The sequence below is a fragment of the Mycolicibacterium anyangense genome (genome assembly GCF_010731855.1).
GTDB lineage: Bacteria > Actinomycetota > Actinomycetes > Mycobacteriales > Mycobacteriaceae > Mycobacterium > Mycobacterium anyangense.
Genome location: NZ_AP022620.1, coordinates 4988214 through 5004625, shown reverse-complemented (window position 1 = coordinate 5004625; position 16412 = coordinate 4988214). Strand labels below are relative to the sequence as shown.

The 16412-nt window shown below is 68.4% G+C and carries 18 protein-coding genes; 8 read left to right on the top strand and 10 right to left on the bottom strand.

Annotated features, from left to right (window positions below):
• Both G6N35_RS23685 and G6N35_RS23680 read right to left on the bottom strand, forming a co-directional pair.
• Entirely contained in the window at positions 1 to 636 is a 636-nt protein-coding gene (locus G6N35_RS23685) for a TIGR04282 family arsenosugar biosynthesis glycosyltransferase (RefSeq protein ID WP_163807890.1), read from the bottom strand.
• 23 nt (positions 637 to 659) lie between these two features.
• A complete protein-coding gene (locus G6N35_RS23680) occupies positions 660 to 1316 on the bottom strand; it encodes a glycosyltransferase family 2 protein (protein ID WP_163806652.1) in 657 nt (218 codons plus the stop codon).
• A gap of 88 nt (positions 1317 to 1404) precedes the next feature.
• On the opposite strand from G6N35_RS23680, the gene G6N35_RS23675 reads away from it, so the two are divergent.
• From G6N35_RS23675 to G6N35_RS23665, 3 genes are read left to right on the top strand one after another with little or no spacing between them, the layout of a single operon-like run.
• Positions 1405 to 2109 carry a response regulator transcription factor gene (locus tag G6N35_RS23675; RefSeq protein WP_163806650.1) on the top strand — a complete coding sequence of 235 codons (705 nt, stop codon included), beginning with the start codon at positions 1405 to 1407 and terminating at the stop codon, positions 2107 to 2109.
• Positions 2090 to 3118, top strand: a complete 1029-nt coding sequence (locus tag G6N35_RS23670; protein ID WP_407664579.1) for a sensor histidine kinase — start codon at positions 2090 to 2092, stop codon at positions 3116 to 3118. The genes G6N35_RS23675 and G6N35_RS23670 overlap by 20 nt, the downstream gene beginning before the upstream one ends.
• A 25-nt stretch (positions 3119 to 3143) precedes the next feature.
• Complete coding sequence (locus G6N35_RS23665) at positions 3144 to 3761, top strand: TIGR03085 family metal-binding protein (RefSeq protein WP_163806648.1); 618 nt, start codon at positions 3144 to 3146, stop codon at positions 3759 to 3761.
• Positions 3762 to 3764: 3 nt separating this feature from the next.
• Here the strand turns inward: G6N35_RS23665 and G6N35_RS23660 are convergent, their stop codons facing one another.
• Complete coding sequence (locus tag G6N35_RS23660) at positions 3765 to 4625, bottom strand: MurR/RpiR family transcriptional regulator (RefSeq protein WP_163806645.1); 861 nt, start codon at positions 4623 to 4625, stop codon at positions 3765 to 3767.
• 4 nt (positions 4626 to 4629) lie between these two features.
• The gene (locus G6N35_RS23655; protein ID WP_163806643.1) at positions 4630 to 5424 is read right to left on the bottom strand and encodes a class II glutamine amidotransferase; all 795 of its coding nucleotides are present in this window, start codon (positions 5422 to 5424) and stop codon (positions 4630 to 4632) included.
• 125 nt (positions 5425 to 5549) lie between these two features.
• Between G6N35_RS23655 and G6N35_RS23650 the strand changes: the two genes are divergently transcribed.
• The 4 genes from G6N35_RS23650 to G6N35_RS23635 are packed head-to-tail and all read left to right on the top strand — an operon-like array spanning position 5550 to position 10896.
• Positions 5550 to 6896, top strand: a complete 1347-nt coding sequence (locus tag G6N35_RS23650; RefSeq protein WP_163806641.1) for a type I glutamate--ammonia ligase — start codon at positions 5550 to 5552, stop codon at positions 6894 to 6896.
• Between the two features lie 19 nt (positions 6897 to 6915).
• Positions 6916 to 8430, top strand: a complete 1515-nt coding sequence (locus G6N35_RS23645) for an APC family permease (protein WP_163806639.1) — start codon at positions 6916 to 6918, stop codon at positions 8428 to 8430.
• A complete protein-coding gene (locus tag G6N35_RS23640; RefSeq protein WP_163806636.1) occupies positions 8427 to 9734 on the top strand; it encodes an aspartate aminotransferase family protein in 1308 nt (435 codons plus the stop codon). Before G6N35_RS23645 ends, G6N35_RS23640 begins: the two co-directional genes overlap by 4 nt.
• The gene (locus G6N35_RS23635; protein ID WP_163806634.1) at positions 9721 to 10896 is read left to right on the top strand and encodes an amidohydrolase family protein; all 1176 of its coding nucleotides are present in this window, start codon (positions 9721 to 9723) and stop codon (positions 10894 to 10896) included. Before G6N35_RS23640 ends, G6N35_RS23635 begins: the two co-directional genes overlap by 14 nt.
• 24 nt (positions 10897 to 10920) lie before the next feature.
• Here G6N35_RS23635 and G6N35_RS23630 read toward each other — a convergent pair whose 3' ends face one another.
• From G6N35_RS23630 to G6N35_RS23610, 5 genes are all read right to left on the bottom strand, one after another.
• Positions 10921 to 12048, bottom strand: coding sequence for a nitronate monooxygenase (locus G6N35_RS23630; RefSeq protein WP_163806633.1), 1128 nt, complete (start codon positions 12046 to 12048; stop codon positions 10921 to 10923).
• A gap of 56 nt (positions 12049 to 12104) precedes the next feature.
• Positions 12105 to 12638: an alkyl hydroperoxide reductase AhpD gene (gene ahpD, locus G6N35_RS23625; protein WP_163806631.1), complete on the bottom strand. Its 534-nt coding sequence runs from the start codon at positions 12636 to 12638 to the stop codon at positions 12105 to 12107.
• Positions 12639 to 12640: 2 nt separating this feature from the next.
• The gene (locus G6N35_RS23620) at positions 12641 to 13228 is read right to left on the bottom strand and encodes a peroxiredoxin (protein ID WP_163806629.1); all 588 of its coding nucleotides are present in this window, start codon (positions 13226 to 13228) and stop codon (positions 12641 to 12643) included.
• A 175-nt stretch (positions 13229 to 13403) separates the two neighbouring features.
• Positions 13404 to 14435 carry an NAD-dependent epimerase/dehydratase family protein gene (locus G6N35_RS23615; RefSeq protein ID WP_163806627.1) on the bottom strand — a complete coding sequence of 344 codons (1032 nt, stop codon included), beginning with the start codon at positions 14433 to 14435 and terminating at the stop codon, positions 13404 to 13406.
• Positions 14432 to 15208, bottom strand: a complete 777-nt coding sequence (locus G6N35_RS23610; protein WP_163806625.1) for an S-methyl-5'-thioadenosine phosphorylase — start codon at positions 15206 to 15208, stop codon at positions 14432 to 14434. The genes G6N35_RS23615 and G6N35_RS23610 overlap by 4 nt, the downstream gene beginning before the upstream one ends.
• A gap of 42 nt (positions 15209 to 15250) precedes the next feature.
• Between G6N35_RS23610 and G6N35_RS23605 the strand changes: the two genes are divergently transcribed.
• Complete coding sequence (locus G6N35_RS23605; protein WP_163806622.1) at positions 15251 to 16120, top strand: 1,4-dihydroxy-2-naphthoate polyprenyltransferase; 870 nt, start codon at positions 15251 to 15253, stop codon at positions 16118 to 16120.
• On the opposite strand, the gene G6N35_RS23600 is transcribed toward G6N35_RS23605, so the two are convergent.
• Positions 16121 to 16399, bottom strand: a complete 279-nt coding sequence (locus tag G6N35_RS23600) for a DUF4229 domain-containing protein (protein WP_163807888.1) — start codon at positions 16397 to 16399, stop codon at positions 16121 to 16123.
• Between the last annotated feature and the right edge of the window lie 13 nt (positions 16400 to 16412).

The following is a 16412-nucleotide window of genomic DNA, read 5'->3' as shown; positions in this document are numbered from 1 at the left end:
TCATACCTCTCGCGTGACATGCGCGAACCGGCTCGTTGACCGGCAGGCCGCGCGGACCGACGGGATGTCGTCGACGGTGTCGACGTCGTGCAGCTCCTCGACGAGCGTCACGTCGATCCCTGTGTGCCGGAGCGCGTGAAGCGTTACAGCGCCGGTGTCGTCCTGTGACATCGGCACATCGCGCAGACATTCGGCGGTGGCGGGATCGGCTACCCCGAGCACCCACCACCCGCCGTCGCGGGCCATCCCCAGCAGCGCCGGTGTCGTCATCAACGTCTGTGCACAGGAGGTCAGCAACTCGGCGCTGACCTGCGGAGTGTCCATGCCGATCTGCAACACCGGCCGCCCCGCTGCGGCATCGGTGTGGGCGTTGACCAGTCGCTCGGCGAAGTCTCGGCCGCGCTGCTCGATCACCGTGAACGATCGCGACCGGTCCCGGATCTCCGCAGCCCGACAGGCCTGGTCGAGATCGCCCGTCATGGCAACCACCCGCTCGGCCACCGGGGTCGCCGCCACCGCGTCGAGGGTGTCCAGCAACGCCGCGGCGGCGATGTCGGCCGCAACCTCAGGTCCCAGCGTCGCCGCCAACCGGGTTTTCGCCAGACCGGGCACCGGCGCCTTGGCGACCACCAGCATCGTCACCGGGATCGCGGGCTGCGTCACGAGATGACCTTCCAGAAGTCCAGTGCTGCGGTGAAGCTCCCCCGCACCGACCCGCTGACCTTGGATCTGCCTGCGGTGCGGGCGCCGTAGTCGACGTCGACCTCGACCACCCGCCATCCCGCAGCCGCGGCACGGACCAGTAGTTCGAGCGGGTACCCGGAACGGCGATCTTCCACTCCCAGCCCCAGTATTGCGTCTCGGCGGGCCACCCGCATCGGGGCAATGTCGTGCACCAGCAGCTTGTGCCGGGTGCGCAGCCGCCAGCACACCGCTGCCGTCCCTAGCCGCGCATGCCAGGGCCATTGCAGACCGGGCACCGGCCGACGACGGCCGGTCACCATGTCGGCGCCTCGCTCCAGTTCGCCAACCATCCGGGGCAGGTCGCCTGGGTCCAACGAACCGTCGCCGTCGAGGACCGCCACCACCGGTGTCGCGGCAGCCACCACCCCGGCGTGGACGGCCGCGCCGTAGCCGGGCTGGACCTCGTGCACGACGTCGGCGCCGTGTGCCCTGGCGACCTCCGCCGTGCCGTCGGTGCTGTTGTTGTCAACAACCAGAACGCGATAACCAGCCGGAATGGCGGCCAGTACACCAGGAAGCGAGTCGGCCTCGTTGAGGCAGGGAAGGACCACTGTCACCGAACAGTCGGGCATGATGCCAACCTAGGGCAGCAGTCAGCAGACGGTGACGAAACCATGACGTTGGTGCAGGTGGGGGCCTTTTTCCGTTACTCTCGGTTCCATGACGGCCAGGGTTCTGATCGCCGACGATGACACCGTCGTGCGCGACGTGGTGCGTCGTTACCTGGAGCGCGACGGCCTGGAAGTCACCGTTGCCGGCGACGGGAGCGAGGCGCTGCGGGTGCTGGGCACCCAGCGCATCGACGTGGCGGTTCTCGACGTGATGATGCCGGGTCCCAACGGACTGTCGCTATGTCGCACGCTGCGTCAGGGTGGCGACTACAGCGTGCCGGTGATCCTGCTGACCGCCCTCGGCGAGGAAGACGACCGGATCGCCGGCCTGGAGGCCGGTGCCGACGACTATCTGACCAAACCGTTCAGCCCCCGGGAACTGGCCCTGCGGGTGCGCTCGGTGCTGCGCAGGGCCCCCTCCCCCGCGGCCGCCCTGCCCCTGGAGATCACCGTCGGCGATCTGACGGTGTCGACCGGGTCACGCTCGGTCACCATCAACGGCAGCCCGGTGGGCCTGACCAATCGTGAATTCGATCTGCTGCTGTTCTTCCTGACCCATACCGACACGGTGTTCTCCCGCGAGGAGTTGCTGCAGAAGGTGTGGCGCTGGGACTTCGGTGACCTCTCGACGGTCACGGTGCACGTCAAGCGACTGCGGTCCAAGCTCGGCGATCACCACCGCGTCCAAACGGTCTGGGGCCGTGGGTACTTGTGGCGGGGTGAAGCCGGCGGCGGTGACCGTGCCACCGCCTGATATCGCCGAAATCATTCTGCTGGCGCTGGCGTGTTCGCTGCCGGTGGTGGTGCTCGGCTGGGTGATCATCAGGCTGGCCAGGTCGTGGTCGATGACCGTGACCATGGTGGCGCTGGTGCTGATCCCGGTGCTCGCGACCTTGACCGGGGTGCTGGGCGCCAGCGGCTTCATGATCACCGACACCTTCGCCCGTACCGCGGTAGTGCTGGGCATCGTGGCGGTGGTGACGGTGCCGTCGGCGGTGATGCTGGCCCGCTACCAGGCCCGACGCACGGTGTGGGAGCAGGAGATTCGCGATGCCGAGCGGGCCGCCGAGCAGTCCCGGCGCCGGCTGGTGGCCTTCGTCAGCCATGACCTGCGCACTCCGCTGGCCGGGATCCGCGCGCTGGCTGAAGCGATCGCCGACGGCGTGGTGAGCGATGACGAGGTTCAGGTTCAGGCCAAACACATTGAGCAGGAATCGATCCGGCTCTCGGAGATGGTCGACGATCTATTCGAGATGTCGAAGATCAACGCCGGGGCGGTGTACGCGCCCTACGAGAAGGTGGCCCTGGACGAGGTCGTCGACGACGTGCTGTCTGCCCACCGGATCGCCGCCGAACGGGCCGGTGTGCACTTGGAGGTGTCGGTGCCACCCAAGCCGGTCCGGGTGGTCGGCAGCGACCGCGCGCTGGTGCGGGTGCTGTCGAACCTGGTGGCCAACGCGATCGCGCACACTCCGACCGGCGGCACGGTGAAACTGGCGGTCGGATCGGACGCCAAGGGCGCCTGGGCCCGGGTCGACGACACCGGGGTCGGCATCAACGAAGCCGACCTGCCCCGGGTGTTCGACATCGCCTACCGCGGCTCCAACGGCCGGGTGGCGCGCACCGACCCGTCACTGCCCAGTGGTTCGGGGCTCGGGCTGGCGATCGCCGCGGGTTTGGTCCAGGCCCACCGGGGCACCCTGTCGGCGCACAACCTGCCTACCGGGGCGCGCTTCGAGGTCCGCCTTCCGCTGGCCGACTAGCCTGATGCCGTGAAGGGAGGCACCGTTGTCCGTTGCCCGGCGTGAACGAGCTGCTCTTGTCGAAAGCCTGCGCGGGGTGGGACCTGAGGCACCCACCCTCTGCGAAGGCTGGACGGCCCGAGACTTGGCTGCCCACTTGGTGATTCGGGAGTACCGGCTGGATGCCGCACCGGGCATCCTGATCCCGGCGTTCGCCGGACACACCGCCAAGGTGCAAGCCGAGGTCGCCCGTGACGACTGGAACGCACTGCTGGACAAGATCGCGGCCGGGCCGCCGCTGTACTCGCCGCTCAAGGCGCTCGACGGGGTGGCCAACGTGGCCGAGATGTTCATCCACACCGAGGATGTGCGCCGCGCCCAGCCGGACTGGACACCACGCCCGACCGACCCGGAACTGGCCGCCAAGCTGCGCCGCACGCTGCGGATGACCGCCCGGATGACGCTGGCCAAGACCCCGGGCCGGGTCGAGTTACGCACCCCGGACGGCGAGCAGATCCTGACCGCGGGTAGCGGCTCGACCGTCACCGTCACCGGACCGGTGGAAGAGCTGGTGCTGTTCGCCTCCGGGCGCGTCGCCCGGGTGGACTTCACCGGCGACGAGGCCGCGATCGACGCGGTTCGCAACGCGCCGAAGAGCCTGTAGGCCCTAGGGCAGGACTTCGCCGCGCCGACGCTCCTCCCACAGCGCCATCCGGGTCCGTGCCGGCTCCCCGATCGCCTCCATCACCAATGGGATGAGCAACTCGGTCAGCAGGAATCCCGCCGACATGCTCTGGTACACCGTTCCCACGGTGCTCGAGGCGGCCAGCACCACTTCGGCGTCGGGGGCCACCGGGCACGCCATGTCATCGGTGATCAACAGCAGGGTGGCCCCGGCCCGGCGCACATCGGCGGCGAGATCGGCGGCGCTGCGGTGATAGCGGTGGTAGTCGAACAGCACCACCACATCGCGGCGGGTCAGGTCCATCATCGTGCCGAGGTCTCGGCCCGACGGATCCAGCAGCAGCCGGACACCGGGGCGCAACTGCTCGAGATGCGCGGCCAGGTAGACGGCGAGCAAGTGGGAGAACCGGCCGCCGTGCAGGTGCAGCGGCCGGGAGACGTCGGCCATCAACGCCACCGCGGCTTCGATCATGGGCGCGGGCAACCGCGCCAGTGTCTCGTCGGCCCGCGCGTTCTGGGCGCGCGCCTGCTGCAGCAGGCGGTCGAGCTGACTGCCTGCCGGCGGGGCGTCGGCCAGCCGGGTCAGCGGACCGCTGGACTGCTCGGTGAGTTCGGCCCGCAGGGCCACCTGCAAATCGGTGAATCCTTCGTAGCCCAGCGACTGGGCAAAGCGCAGGACCGTCGGCGGGCTCACCTCGGCGCGTTCGGCCAGCCGGGCGGCACTGGCCAGACCGGCGCTCGGGTAGTCGGCCAGCAGCGCGCGGCCCACCCGGCGCTCTGCGCGGCTGAGTCCGGCCAGGGCGGCATTGGTACGGGCTGCCACCGTCTCGCGTCGTTCCTGCACGCGATCAATCTCCCATGATCGGGACGACCGTCGTCGACAAGTCGTCCAGCGCTACCGCCAGGACGCACTCGGGCGGCAGTGGGCTCCAGTCCAGATCGCCGAACCCGGTCGACCCGATCACCACCGTCGCCTCATCGGGCCGGGCGATTCGCAGGGAGAAGTAGTCCTCCAGGTGTTCGGCCGGCAGATCGGTGGCGCTGATCTCTTGGATGTCCTCGTCGAGCAGCGCGCTTCGGGCATGCGCGTGCACGGCGATCAGCTGGCCTTCCCCGAGGATCAGCGCATTGAGGCTGGCTTCGGGATACAGCTGCCGCAGCTGCGCCACCGACTGCCGCACAGACTCGACCAAACTGCTTGCCGCTGTGCGGTTTTGGCGTATCAATGCGAAGTACCGCTCGCTGTCGGTGGTGCCGCGCAGGGTTGCCACGATCTGTGGTTGCAGCAGCGCATCGAGGGCGGCCATCGGTTTGATCGAACCATTGTGGGCCATCGCCACCCCGTCGGCCAGGAACGGGTGGGAGTTTTCCGGCTGCACGGCTAGACCGTTTGTGGCCCAACGCAAATGGACAATCGCACCGCGAGCGGGTTCCTTGACGGCGGTACCGAAACGCGGATCGTCCAGCGCGCTGTCGGCAGAGACCTCCACCGCAGGGGTGGCGTGGGAGTCGGCGGCCACGGCCACTCCCCAGCCGTCGCCGTGGATCTTCGTCAGCGCCAGGAAGTCGGTGAGCACGGATTCACCGACGGCATCGGTCACCGAGACCGGCGCAGTCGACGCCACACCCAACAGTCGACACATGCGCGTCCCCATTCCTCCAACGACCCGATCTAATGAATCGATCATAACTGGCATGATTTAAAGACACTGAAACATTTATGACATAGCGTTCTCCTCACCACCCACCGCCAGAGGAGTTCGTTGCCTTGGAAGACGCCAGCCCAGACCGCACCGCAGACCTCAGTGCCGAAGCCGGCCGCCTCCGTGACGAAGGTGTGGCCATCGTCGCGGGTTCGGTGACCGACCTGGCCGGGGTGACCAGGGCGAAGTACGTGCCGGTGGACCGATTGGGCGCCTTCGCCCGTTCGGGCATGGGGGTATCCCCGTCCTGGAGCGTCTTCTGTGTCGACAGCGGCATCGCCTTCACGCCCACCATCGGCGTTGCCGGCGACCTACGGATCCGCATCGATCCGAACGATCTGCGGGTCGTCGATGCCGGGGTGGCATGGGCGCCGGGCAGTCTGAACGACCAGCACGGCCGGCCGGCGCCGCTGTGCACCCGCACCCAGCTCGTGTTGGCTGAACAGGCCGCCGCGGACCGCGGCCTCGACGTCCGGATGGGCGGGGAGCTGGAATGCACCATGCTCGCCGCGGACGGCGGCCCCGCCAGCACCGAACCGTGGTCGCCCTACGGCATCAGGACCTCGCTGGACCGGTCCGCCTTTCTCGTCGATCTCGCCACCTCGGGCGAGCGCGCCGGGCTTCGCTTCGAACAGCTCCACACCGAGTACGGCCACGACCAGCTCGAGGTATCCCTGGCGCCCGACACCCCGACGGCAACCGCCGACGCGATCATCCTGGCGCGGATCGTCCTGAGTCGCGTTGCCGCGCGGCACGGTCTGCGAATCTCGTTCTCCCCGGTGCCTTTCGATGGGGCCGCGGGCAATGGGGCGCACCTGCACCTGTCGTTGTCCGACGCCGACGGTCCACTGCTGTCGGGCGGAGACGGGCCGCACGGCCTACGCGCAGCCGGCGCGCAGGCCATCGCGGGGGTGCTCGATACCCTGCCCGATCTCATCGGTGTGTACGCCGGCTCTGCCGTCTCACCGCTTCGGCTCAAGCCCGGCAACTGGGCCGGGGCAACGGCGTGCTGGGGGCTGGAGAACCGCGAAGCCGCGGTGCGGTTCATCGCGGCGACGCCGGGAAACCCGCACGGCGCCAACGTGGAACTCAAACTGATCGACCCCAGCGCCAATCCCTATCTGGCCGCTGCGGCATTCCTCGGCAGCGCGCTGCGAGGCATCGATCGCCACCTCGACCTGCCCGAGGAGATCCCGGAGAACCCGGCCCACTCCGACATCCAGACCCGCGCACTGCCATTGGCTCAGCGCGATGCCCTCGACGCGCTGGCCGCCTCCGAGACGGCCGCCGAACTTCTCACTCCGGCCATCGTCGACACCCTCGTCGCAGTACGCCGTTACGAGACGGCCACATTCGGCGATCTGCCCGCCGCCCAGATCTGCGATGCCCTCCGGCTCGCCTGGACCTGCTAACCCCGCGAAGGAGACTCCTGTGCCACTGGAAACCTCAGAAGAGATTGCCTCGATCCCGCACCGCCGGTTGCCGCTGTGGGTAGCTCTCGCGCTGTCGGTAGCGCTGGTCGGCCCCACCCTCGCCATGTCCGGCAACGGCCAGGGTTTGATCGGCACCGTCGGCAAGTCGATCCCGCTGGTGTTCCTCATCGGTCTGGTCGGTGTGTCCCTGGTCGGCTACAGCTTTGTCCGCCTGACCCGCCACCTCAACCACGCCGGGTCGGCCTACGGGCTGGTGGGCGGAACCATCGGGCCGCGGACCGGATTCTTCTCCGGCTTTGCGATGCTCGGCGCCTATTGGGGGTTCTCCATCGGGACGCTCGCGCTGACCGCCTCGTTCGTCAACTCGTTCATCGCGGCGCTGCAGCCCGGTAAGGACAACCCATACCAGGTGCCATGGCTACTGATCGTGGTCATCGGTGCGGTCATCTCGTTCCTGTTGTCGGGCCGCGATATTCAGCTGCTGGCCAAGCTCCTGCTGGCGATCGAGGGTATCGGCATCCTGGCGATGATCGTGCTGTCGGTGACGATCTTCGCCAAGGGCGGCGCGCCCGCCACCGGGGTCGACTTCTCGGTGTTCTCCTTCTCCGGAGGCGGTGTCTCCCCGTCGGCGGTCCTGGCCGGCGTGGTCGCGGCCTTCCTGTCGTGGGCGGGATTCGAGGCGTGCGCCTCGATGGGCGAGGAGACCGACGACCCCAAGCGCAACATCCCCCGGGCGCTCGCCGGAACGCTGATCCTGACCGGCGTCCTGTTCGTCATCGTGATGTTCGCGCAGGTGGTCGGGTTCGGCACCGATGAGGCGGGGCTCAAGGCATTCCAGAATTCCGGCAACACGCTTGGCGATCTGGGTGGTACCTACATCGGCCAGTGGTTCTCGCTGATCATCATCTTCACCGCTATCGTCTCGGCGTTCGGCTGCCACCTGGCCACCTCGGCGACGTCGGGCCGGATGCTGTACGCCTTCGGCCGCGACGGATTCGGCCCGAAAGCGTTGGCGCACATCCACTCCGAGACGGGCGGCCCGCGCCGCGCGACCTGGATCGTGGTGGTGGTCGCACTCGTGGTGGTCCTGATCTGCGGGGCGACCGGGTGGCCGGACATGGGCACCGGCAACCCGGCCATCGACACCTACTTCCTGTTCGCCGTGGCAGGCTCGGTGTGCCTGATGGTCTGCTACCTGCTCGTGGAGATCGCCGCCGCCTACTTCGTCGGCGCGCCGAAGTTCCAGTGGGTGCACGCCGGCAAGGGCAAGGTGGCCGGCCTGGTGCTGCCCCTGCTCGGTGCGATCGTCATCGTCACGGTGCTGTGGTTCAACGTCAAGGATGCCGACACCTGGTCGGCGGCACCGCTGCTCGGCCTGTACTGGTGCGCAATCGGTCTGGTGATCGCCATCGCGCTGTCCGGCATCGCCAAACGCGTCGGTGAGTCACTGGCCGAGGAACTCGACATGACGCCGCCCACCACCGACTCGGCCACCGCGACGAGACCGGAGTGAGCACGCTCTACGCCCGTGACGAAGCGGTGATCGCCGGCATCGAGAAGCTCCGGTTCTTTCCGCTGGAAGTGCAGTCCGGGCACGGGTGCACCCTCACCACTCCCGACGGACGCGAGTTGCTCGACCTGTCGGCGACGTGGACCGCCTCCGGGTTGGGTCACGGGCACCCGGCGGTAGTCGAGGCGGTCTGTCGCGCGGTCCGGGACGCGCCCGGCTCGGGTGGGCTGTCCGCCGTGCACCCGGACTCCGTGGGGCTGGCCGAGGATCTGCTGGCCCTGGTCCCCGGGGAGGGTGAGCGCCGGGTGTACCTGGGTCATGCAGGCTCCGACGCGAACGACGTGGCGCTGCGGGCGTGCCGGTACGCCACCGGTCGGCCGACCATCGTGGCCTTCGAGCACAGTTACCACGGCGGCGTCGGGGTGGCGATGGGCGTCTCCGGCGTTCACGTCGACGCCGGTGCGTCGGCCGATCCCGAGGTGGTATTCCTGCCCTACCCCAACCCGTTTCGACCCGGACCGGACGGTATCGAGGCGGCTGTCACAGGCTGTCTGGACCTTGCCGACCAGCACCTGAGTGGCGGTCGGGTGGCATGTCTGATCGTCGAACCGATCCTGTCCGACGGCGGTCTGGTGGTGCCACCGGACGGCTTCCTGGCGCGCCTGCACGACCTGTGCCGCAGGCACGGCGTCCCGATGATCTGCGACGAGGTCAAGATGGGCCTGGGCCGGCCCGGCACCCTGCACGCCTTCGAACACGACGGCGTCGTCCCGGACATCGTCACCTTCGGCAAAGCGATCGACGGCGGGCTGCCGCTGTCCGCGGCGGTCGGCCCCGCCGCCATCCTGGACCATCCCCCGGCCGCGGCCCTGCTGACGACGGCAGGCAACCCGGTGTGCACGGCCGCTGGGCGCGCCGCCCTCAAAGCCATTGTCTCCGAGGGACTCATCGACAACGCGGCGACGGTGGGTGCAGTTCTGGCCGATGCGCTGCGCGGTCTGGTCGACGTCCCCGGCGGCGACCGCATCGGCGATGTCCGCGGCCGTGGGCTGGCGATCGGTGTAGAGCTGGTCGATCCGGCATCCGGCGATCCGGACCCCCGGTTGGCGGCAGCCGTGGTCTACCGGGCCTGGGAGCTCGGGGCGGTTGTCTACTACGTTGGCGGTAACGTCCTGGAGATCACTCCGCCGTTGGTGCTCACCGAAACCCAGGCGCTGCACGGGGCCGAGATCCTGGGGGCGGCCATCGGCGACGCCGTGGCGGGAAAGATCGACGACGAGGAGGTCGCGAAGTATGCCGGCTGGTGAAGTGCCCGACGTCTTCGACGGGGTATCCGGGCAGGTTCCCGAGGAATTGGCGCAGCACCTGCGCACCGTCGCGCTCGTCGATCACCACGTGCACGGCAGCTTCACCGAACGGATCGATCGGGCGACCTTCGAGTTCTCGATCAACGAGGGATCCAACGATCCCGTGCCGCCGTGGATGACGCAGTTCGACTCCCCGCTGGGATTCGCGATACGGCGTTGGTGTGCACCACTTCTCGGGCTTCCGCCGCACGCGGACGCCGAGACGTACTGGAAGCGCCGCGACGAGTTCGGTCCCGACGAACTGGCCACCACGATGCTGCCGGCCGCCGGCGTCTCGCGCTGGATCGTCGATACCGGGTTCAAGGGCGACCGGATCACCTCACACCGCCGCCTCGCCGAACTCGCCGGCGGGCAGTCGTTCGAGATCGTGCGGCTGGAACGACTGGCCGAGGACCTGATCGACGGCGGGACCGCGCCGCAGGACTTCCCCGAGGCCATGCGCTCGGCGCTGGCATCGGCCGTCGCCGACCCGGCCGTCGTCGGCACCAAGACGATCGTGGCCTATCGCACCGGATTCGACATCGACTGGAACCGGCCATCCGATGCCGAGGTCGTCACACATGCCCGCGCGCTCGCGGCGAATCCGGGTCCGGTGCGGATCGACGACCCGGTTCTGATCGCCTTCGGGGTGCACGAGGCAGCCGCCCACGGGCTGCCGATCCAGGTGCACGTGGGGTTCGGCGACCGCGATCTGGATCTGCACCGCTGCGATCCCCTGCTCCTGCTGCCACTGCTTCGCACGATGCCGCCGGTACCGGTGCTACTGCTGCACTGCTATCCGTTCCATCGCCAATCCGGTTATCTGGCACAGGCGTTCGACCATGTGAACTTCGACGTCGGGTTGGCGATCAACTACCTCGGTGCCCGTTCGACAGGTTTGGTCGCCGAGGCGCTGGACACCGCGCCGTTCGCCAAGCAGCTGTACTCGTCGGACGCGTTCGGGCCACCCGAACTGCACGTCCTGGGATCGGTACTGTGGCGCCGCGCGATGGGACTGGTGCTCGGCGAGTGGGTGCGCAGCGGCGATTGGGCGCAGGCCGACGCCATCCGCATCGTGGACATGATCGCTGCGGCCAACGCCGAGCGGGTCTACGGATTGTGAGCGCGGCGCAGCGGTCAGTGCGGCTCAGTCCTCCAGGGACCTCGACAACCGCTCGGCGGCATTGACGTAGTCCTCGATGAACTCCAGGACCACCTCGCGGGCGGGTTTGACCTTGTTCATCAGTCCGACACCCTGACCGACGAAGTAGGTGGCCAGCTGCTGGGCGCCCGGATGCCCGTTCTCGGCCAGCTTGTCGATCCGGCGCAGCGTTGGCTCGGAGATCATCGACTGCAGCGGCAACGGAAGGGGCTGGCGGCCACCGGGATTCGGGGCCCACGCATCCGTCCAGTCCGACCGCAGCTGACGCGACGGCTTACCGGTACGGCCCGCCGAGCGGATGGTGTCCCGCGAGGATGCCGCCAGCATCTTCTGGACGGTGTGCGGGGCGGTCTCGGCCTCCTCCGTCGTCAACCACACCGAACCGGTCCAGGCCCCGGCCGCACCGAGGGCCACCGACGCCGCCATCTGCCGTCCCGTCACGATGCCGCCCGCGGCCAGCACCGGTACCGGCTTACCGACCGCCTCGATCGCCTCGATGACTTCCGGGATGAGAACCAGGGTGGTTACCTCACCGCAGTGCCCGCCGGCCTCGGTGCCCTGCGCGATGAGCAGATCCACCCCGGCGTTGACCTGCTTGATGGCGTGCTCCTTGGCGCCGACCAGCGCGGCCACCGGGATACCGGTCCGCTTGCCCGCTTCGATCATGTAGTCCGGCGGCACGCCGAGTGCATTGGCCATCAACTTGATCGGGTGGTTCAATGCCACCTCGAGCAGGCTCTCACCGGTGTCGCCGGACAGCGACGACGCCGCAATCCGGGGCTTGTCCTCGACCTCGATGCCGTGGGCGGTCAACAGATCCGCGATGAAGCTGCGGTAGTCCTCGGGGATGCGGTCGGCGAGCTGACCGGTGCTGAGCTTCTCGCCCTTGCCCTCGAACTTGGCCGGCACGATGATGTCGACGCCGTACGGCCGACCTTTCACCTGCTCGTCGATCCAGGTCAGTTCCTGGTCCAGCTGATCAGGCCGAAAGGCGGTACCGCCGAGGACGCCGAAGCCGCCGGCGTTGGTCACCGCGGCGACGACGTCCCGGCAGTGACTGAACGCGAACAACGGGAAATCGATGCCGAACTGGTCGCAGATCGCTGTCTTCACCCGCCCAGTATGCGGTACCCGCGGTCATGGACCAACCATCTGGTTGGCCGACCCGCTCAGGCGGTCGTGAGCACCGCAGCGGTCATCAACGCCTGCGCGACACCGGAGACGATCGCGGCCAGCCGGATCGCCTCGAAGATCACCGTGCGCGACACGTCGGCGTCGCGCAGTTCCTTCTCGTGTGCGGCCAGGCACTGATCACAACCGTTGATCGCCGACACCGCCAGCGACCACAGCTCGAAGTCGGCCTTGGCCACCCCCGGGTTGCCGATGATGTTCATCCGCAGCCCGGCCCGCAGGTCGTCATAGCGGCCGTCGAGCTGATGCTTGGTGCGGTAGAAGACGTTGTTCATGCCCATGATCGAGGCGGCGCCCAACGCGGCGTGATAGGCCTCTTCGGAGAGCACGTCCAGCGCGTCCTCGCTGATCTCACGCAACAGCTGCTCGGACTTGGTCGCGGCGGCGGTGGCCACCAGCGCGCCCCACAGCTGCTGTTCGGTGAGTTCGGTCGACCGGGCGATGCTGCCGAGGTTCAGCTTGAGATCCTTGGCATACTCCGGCAGCGCCTCTTTGATGGCGTCGATGCTCATGCTCAGACCGCCTCGGCCAACAGCTCACCGGCGTTGATCGTCGGGTCACCCTTCTTCCAGTTGCACGCGCACAGCTCGTCGGACTGCAGCGCGTCGAGCACCCGCAGCACCTCGTCGACGTTGCGGCCGACCGAGCCCGCGGTCACCGACACGAACTGGATCTCGTTGTTGGGGTCGACGATGAAGGTGGCACGGTCGGCCACCCCGTCGGCGTTGAGGACACCGGTCGCCGCGGCCAGCTCGCGCTTGAGGTCGGACACCATCGGGAAGGGCAGCTTCTTGAGATCCTCGTGCTGGGCCCGCCACTGGAAGTGCACGAACTCGTTGTCGACCGACACGCCGAGTACCTGGGCATCACGGTCTTCGAACTCGTCGTTGAGCTTGCCGAACGCGGCGATCTCGGTGGGGCAGACGAACGTGAAGTCCTTGGGCCAGAAGAAGATAATGCGCCATTTGCCGGGGCTGTCCGAACTGGTCACCTGGGTGAAGTAGTCATCGGGCTGCTTGGCATCGACCTTCGACAGGTCGCCACCGACAACCGCCTTCAGGTCGTACGCCGGGAACTGATCACCGATCGTCAGAAGCGCCATGACTGTCACCACTCCTTGAAGCTAGTTTGGATTCAATCAAGATTCTGTCAGATGAAACCGGCCTTGTGGACCCCGCGGCACCAGAGGTGACGAGAGTCACTGCCGCCGGAGCGCAGCCGCGCAGTGTTCCGAAATCGGCACCGCGCAAACAGAATCGGGAGTGATCTGTGCCACGTCAGGCGCGCAGCGGCGCAAAGGCGAACTCCTTCAGACCCGAGGTCGGGTCGACCGTCGCGCGGAAGCCGAGCCGTTCCCGAGCACGGGCCGGGTCAGCGACGATATGACGGACATCACCACTGCGGTAGCCTCCGGTGATCACCGGCGCCGGCCCGCCCCGCGCCTCGCACAGCCGGGTGGCGACGTCGAGGATCGAAATCGGCTGCCCAGAGCAGACATTGGCCGCCAGAAAGCCACCGGCCCCGGACCCGATGGCGGCAACGTTGGCGGCGGCGACGTCGTCGACGTGCACGAAGTCGCGCATCTGGCCGCCATCCTCGAAGACCCGGGGTGGTTCACCCTTTTCCAGCGAGGACCGGAAGATCGCTGCCACACCGGAATACGGGGTATCGCGCGGCATCCCGGGGCCGTACACGTTGTGGTAGCGAAGCGCCACCACCGACCCGCCCGTCGACTCGGCCCACGCCAGCGCGTAATGCTCCTGCGCAGTCTTGCTGGCGGCATACAGGCTGCGCGGCGTCAGCGGCGCATCCTCGCCGACCAGCTGCCAGCGCAGTTCCTCACCACCCAGTGGGCAGCGATGCTCGAACACCCCGGCGTCGAGATCAGATCTGTTACGCGGCAACGGATCTACTACGCCATGCACCGGGCAGGAATACCCGCCCTGACCGTACACCACCATGGACGACGCGAGAACCAGCCGGTTGATCCCCGCCCGGTACATCTGGGCCAGCAGCACCGCGGTGCCGTAATCGTTGTGCGAGGCGTACGAGGGGGCATCACCGGCATTGACCCCGGCGCCGACCACGGCGGCCTGGTGACAGACGGCATCGACACCAATCAGCAACGGCGCCAACGCATCCGCGTCCCGTACATCGAGCCGGTGGCACGCGTCGGGCAGCACGGCGCCGTCTCCGTGCGCGGCATCCAGCAGAGCGTCGACCGCCACCACCTCATGCCCGTCGGCCAGCAGTGCGGCCCACACCCGGCTCCCGATGAAGCCGGCCGCGCCGGTGAGCAGGATTCTCATGGCAGGTCGAACGGCAGCTCGACGCCCTCGTGGGCCAGGCAGTGCGTGCAGACCCGTTCGGAGGCCACCTGATCGATCGCCTCGTGGACCAGCTTCTTGAACGGCACCAGGTTCTTCTCGAACTCCGCGAACACGTCCACCGCCCGCACGCCGGCGCCCACGTCGATGCCCGCGTCGAGATCGGTTACCAAAGCCAGTGCGGCGTAACACATCTCCAGCTCACGAGCCAGTACCGCCTCGGGGTAGCCGGTCATGTTGATCAGCGTGAAGCCCTGGCGCGCGAACCACTGGCTTTCGGCACGGGTGGAAAAGCGCGGACCCTGGACCACCACCATGGTGCCGCCGTCGATCACGCCGGGCAGATCGGTGGCCGCGGCCCGCAGCGTCGGGCAGTACGGGTCGGCGAAGCCCACATGGATACCGCCGGAGTCGAAGTAGGTGTCGGCACGGCCGCGGGTGCGGTCCACGAGTTGATCGGGAACGACAATCGAGCCCGGCCCGAGTTCGGGGGTGAGGCTGCCCACCGCGCACGGCCCGAACACCCGTCGCACCCCGAGTGCACGCAGCGCCCACATGTTGGCCCGGTACGGCACGGTGTGCGGCGAGAACTCGTGGCTCAGACCGTGCCGCGGCAGGAACGCCACCTCGTGCTCCCCCACCTGGCCCACGGTGATGGGCGCGCTCGGCTCGCCGTAGGGGGTGTCCAGGTTGACGCTGCGGGCGTCGGCACCGAAGAAGCTGTAGAAGCCGCTACCGCCGATGACTCCGATCATCCGACCATTGTGAGCCATTCGCTGCGTGCGACGATGTCGGGCATGGCAAGCGTTGCGCAGTGGATCGAGGGGGCCAGACCCAGGACCCTGCCCAACGCGATCGCACCGGTGATCGCCGGCACCGGAGCCGCGGCCTGGCTGCATGCCGCGGTGTGGTGGAAGGCGCTGCTGGCCCTGGCCGTGTCGATGGCATTGATCGTCGGCGTGAACTACGCCAATGACTACTCCGACGGCATCCGCGGCACCGACGACGTGCGCTCCGGCCCGCTGCGGCTGGTCGGCTCCAAACTCGCCAGCCCGCGCGCGGTGCTGACCGCCGCCGTGGCGAGCCTTACCGTCGGCGCGGTCGCCGGCCTGGCGCTGGCGATCCTCAGCGCGCCCTGGCTGATCGCCGTCGGGGTGGCCTGTATCGCCGGGGCGTGGCTCTACACCGGCGGCTCCCGGCCCTACGGCTACGCAGGCCTCGGTGAGGTCGCCGTGTTCGTGTTCTTCGGACTGGTGGCGGTGCTGGGCACGCAGTACACCCAGGCGCTGCGGGTCGACTGGGTCGGAGCGGTGCTGGCGGTGGCGACCGGAGCGTTGTCCTCGGCCGTGCTGGTCGCCAACAACCTGCGTGACATCCCCACCGACACCGTGGCGGGCAAGACCACGCTGGCGGTGCGGCTCGGGGACGCCCGGACCCGGGCGTTGTATCTGGCGCTGCTCGGCCTGGCCGCAGTGCTGACCGTGGCGTTGACCGCGGCCACCCCGTGGTGCGCGGTCGGCCTGGTGGCGACACCGCTGGCGGTGCGGGCCGCCGGTCCGGTGCGTCGCGGGCTCGGCGGCCGCGACCTCATCCCGGTACTGCGCGATACCGGCCTGACGATGCTGGTGTGGTCGATCGCGGTCGCGGTGGCCCTGGTGCTGGGTTAGCTACTGCCCGGACTTGTCCCCGCGCAGCCGGGCACGCAACTGCTCGCGATCGCTGCGGCGCCGCTCGTCGATCGCGGAGATGCTGGCGGTGGCGCGCTTGCGCAGCGGCGCCAGCAGCCAGATACCCAACGGCAGGGCGATGACGATCGCGAACAGCATCGCGATCACGAGCGGGAACTGGTGAATGCCGATCAGCTGGGCGAAGTAATAGATCGCAGCGGTCAGCACGACCACCAAGACGAGCCTCGCCAGCGTGTACACGACGACGTCCCGGAGCATGCGGCCCGTCGAG

What these genes read in the sequence shown, in the direction of transcription:
- G6N35_RS23675 (WP_163806650.1), top strand. Translation starts at nt 1,405, where the DNA reads ATGACGGCCAGGGTTCTGATCGCCGACGATGACACCGTCGTGCGCGAC.
- G6N35_RS23615 (WP_163806627.1), bottom strand. Translation starts at nt 14,435, where the DNA reads ATGAGAATCCTGCTCACCGGCGCGGCCGGCTTCATCGGGAGCCGGGTG.
- G6N35_RS23610 (WP_163806625.1), bottom strand. Translation starts at nt 15,208, where the DNA reads ATGATCGGAGTCATCGGCGGTAGCGGCTTCTACAGCTTCTTCGGTGCC.
- G6N35_RS23620 (WP_163806629.1), bottom strand. Translation starts at nt 13,228, where the DNA reads ATGGCGCTTCTGACGATCGGTGATCAGTTCCCGGCGTACGACCTGAAG.
- G6N35_RS23655 (WP_163806643.1), bottom strand. Translation starts at nt 5,424, where the DNA reads ATGTGTCGACTGTTGGGTGTGGCGTCGACTGCGCCGGTCTCGGTGACC.
- ahpD (WP_163806631.1), bottom strand. Translation starts at nt 12,638, where the DNA reads ATGAGCATCGACGCCATCAAAGAGGCGCTGCCGGAGTATGCCAAGGAT.
- G6N35_RS23635 (WP_163806634.1), top strand. Translation starts at nt 9,721, where the DNA reads ATGCCGGCTGGTGAAGTGCCCGACGTCTTCGACGGGGTATCCGGGCAG.
- G6N35_RS23680 (WP_163806652.1), bottom strand. Translation starts at nt 1,316, where the DNA reads ATGCCCGACTGTTCGGTGACAGTGGTCCTTCCCTGCCTCAACGAGGCC.
- G6N35_RS23685 (WP_163807890.1), bottom strand. Translation starts at nt 636, where the DNA reads ATGCTGGTGGTCGCCAAGGCGCCGGTGCCCGGTCTGGCGAAAACCCGG.
- G6N35_RS23600 (WP_163807888.1), bottom strand. Translation starts at nt 16,399, where the DNA reads ATGCTCCGGGACGTCGTCGTGTACACGCTGGCGAGGCTCGTCTTGGTG.
- G6N35_RS23605 (WP_163806622.1), top strand. Translation starts at nt 15,251, where the DNA reads ATGGCAAGCGTTGCGCAGTGGATCGAGGGGGCCAGACCCAGGACCCTG.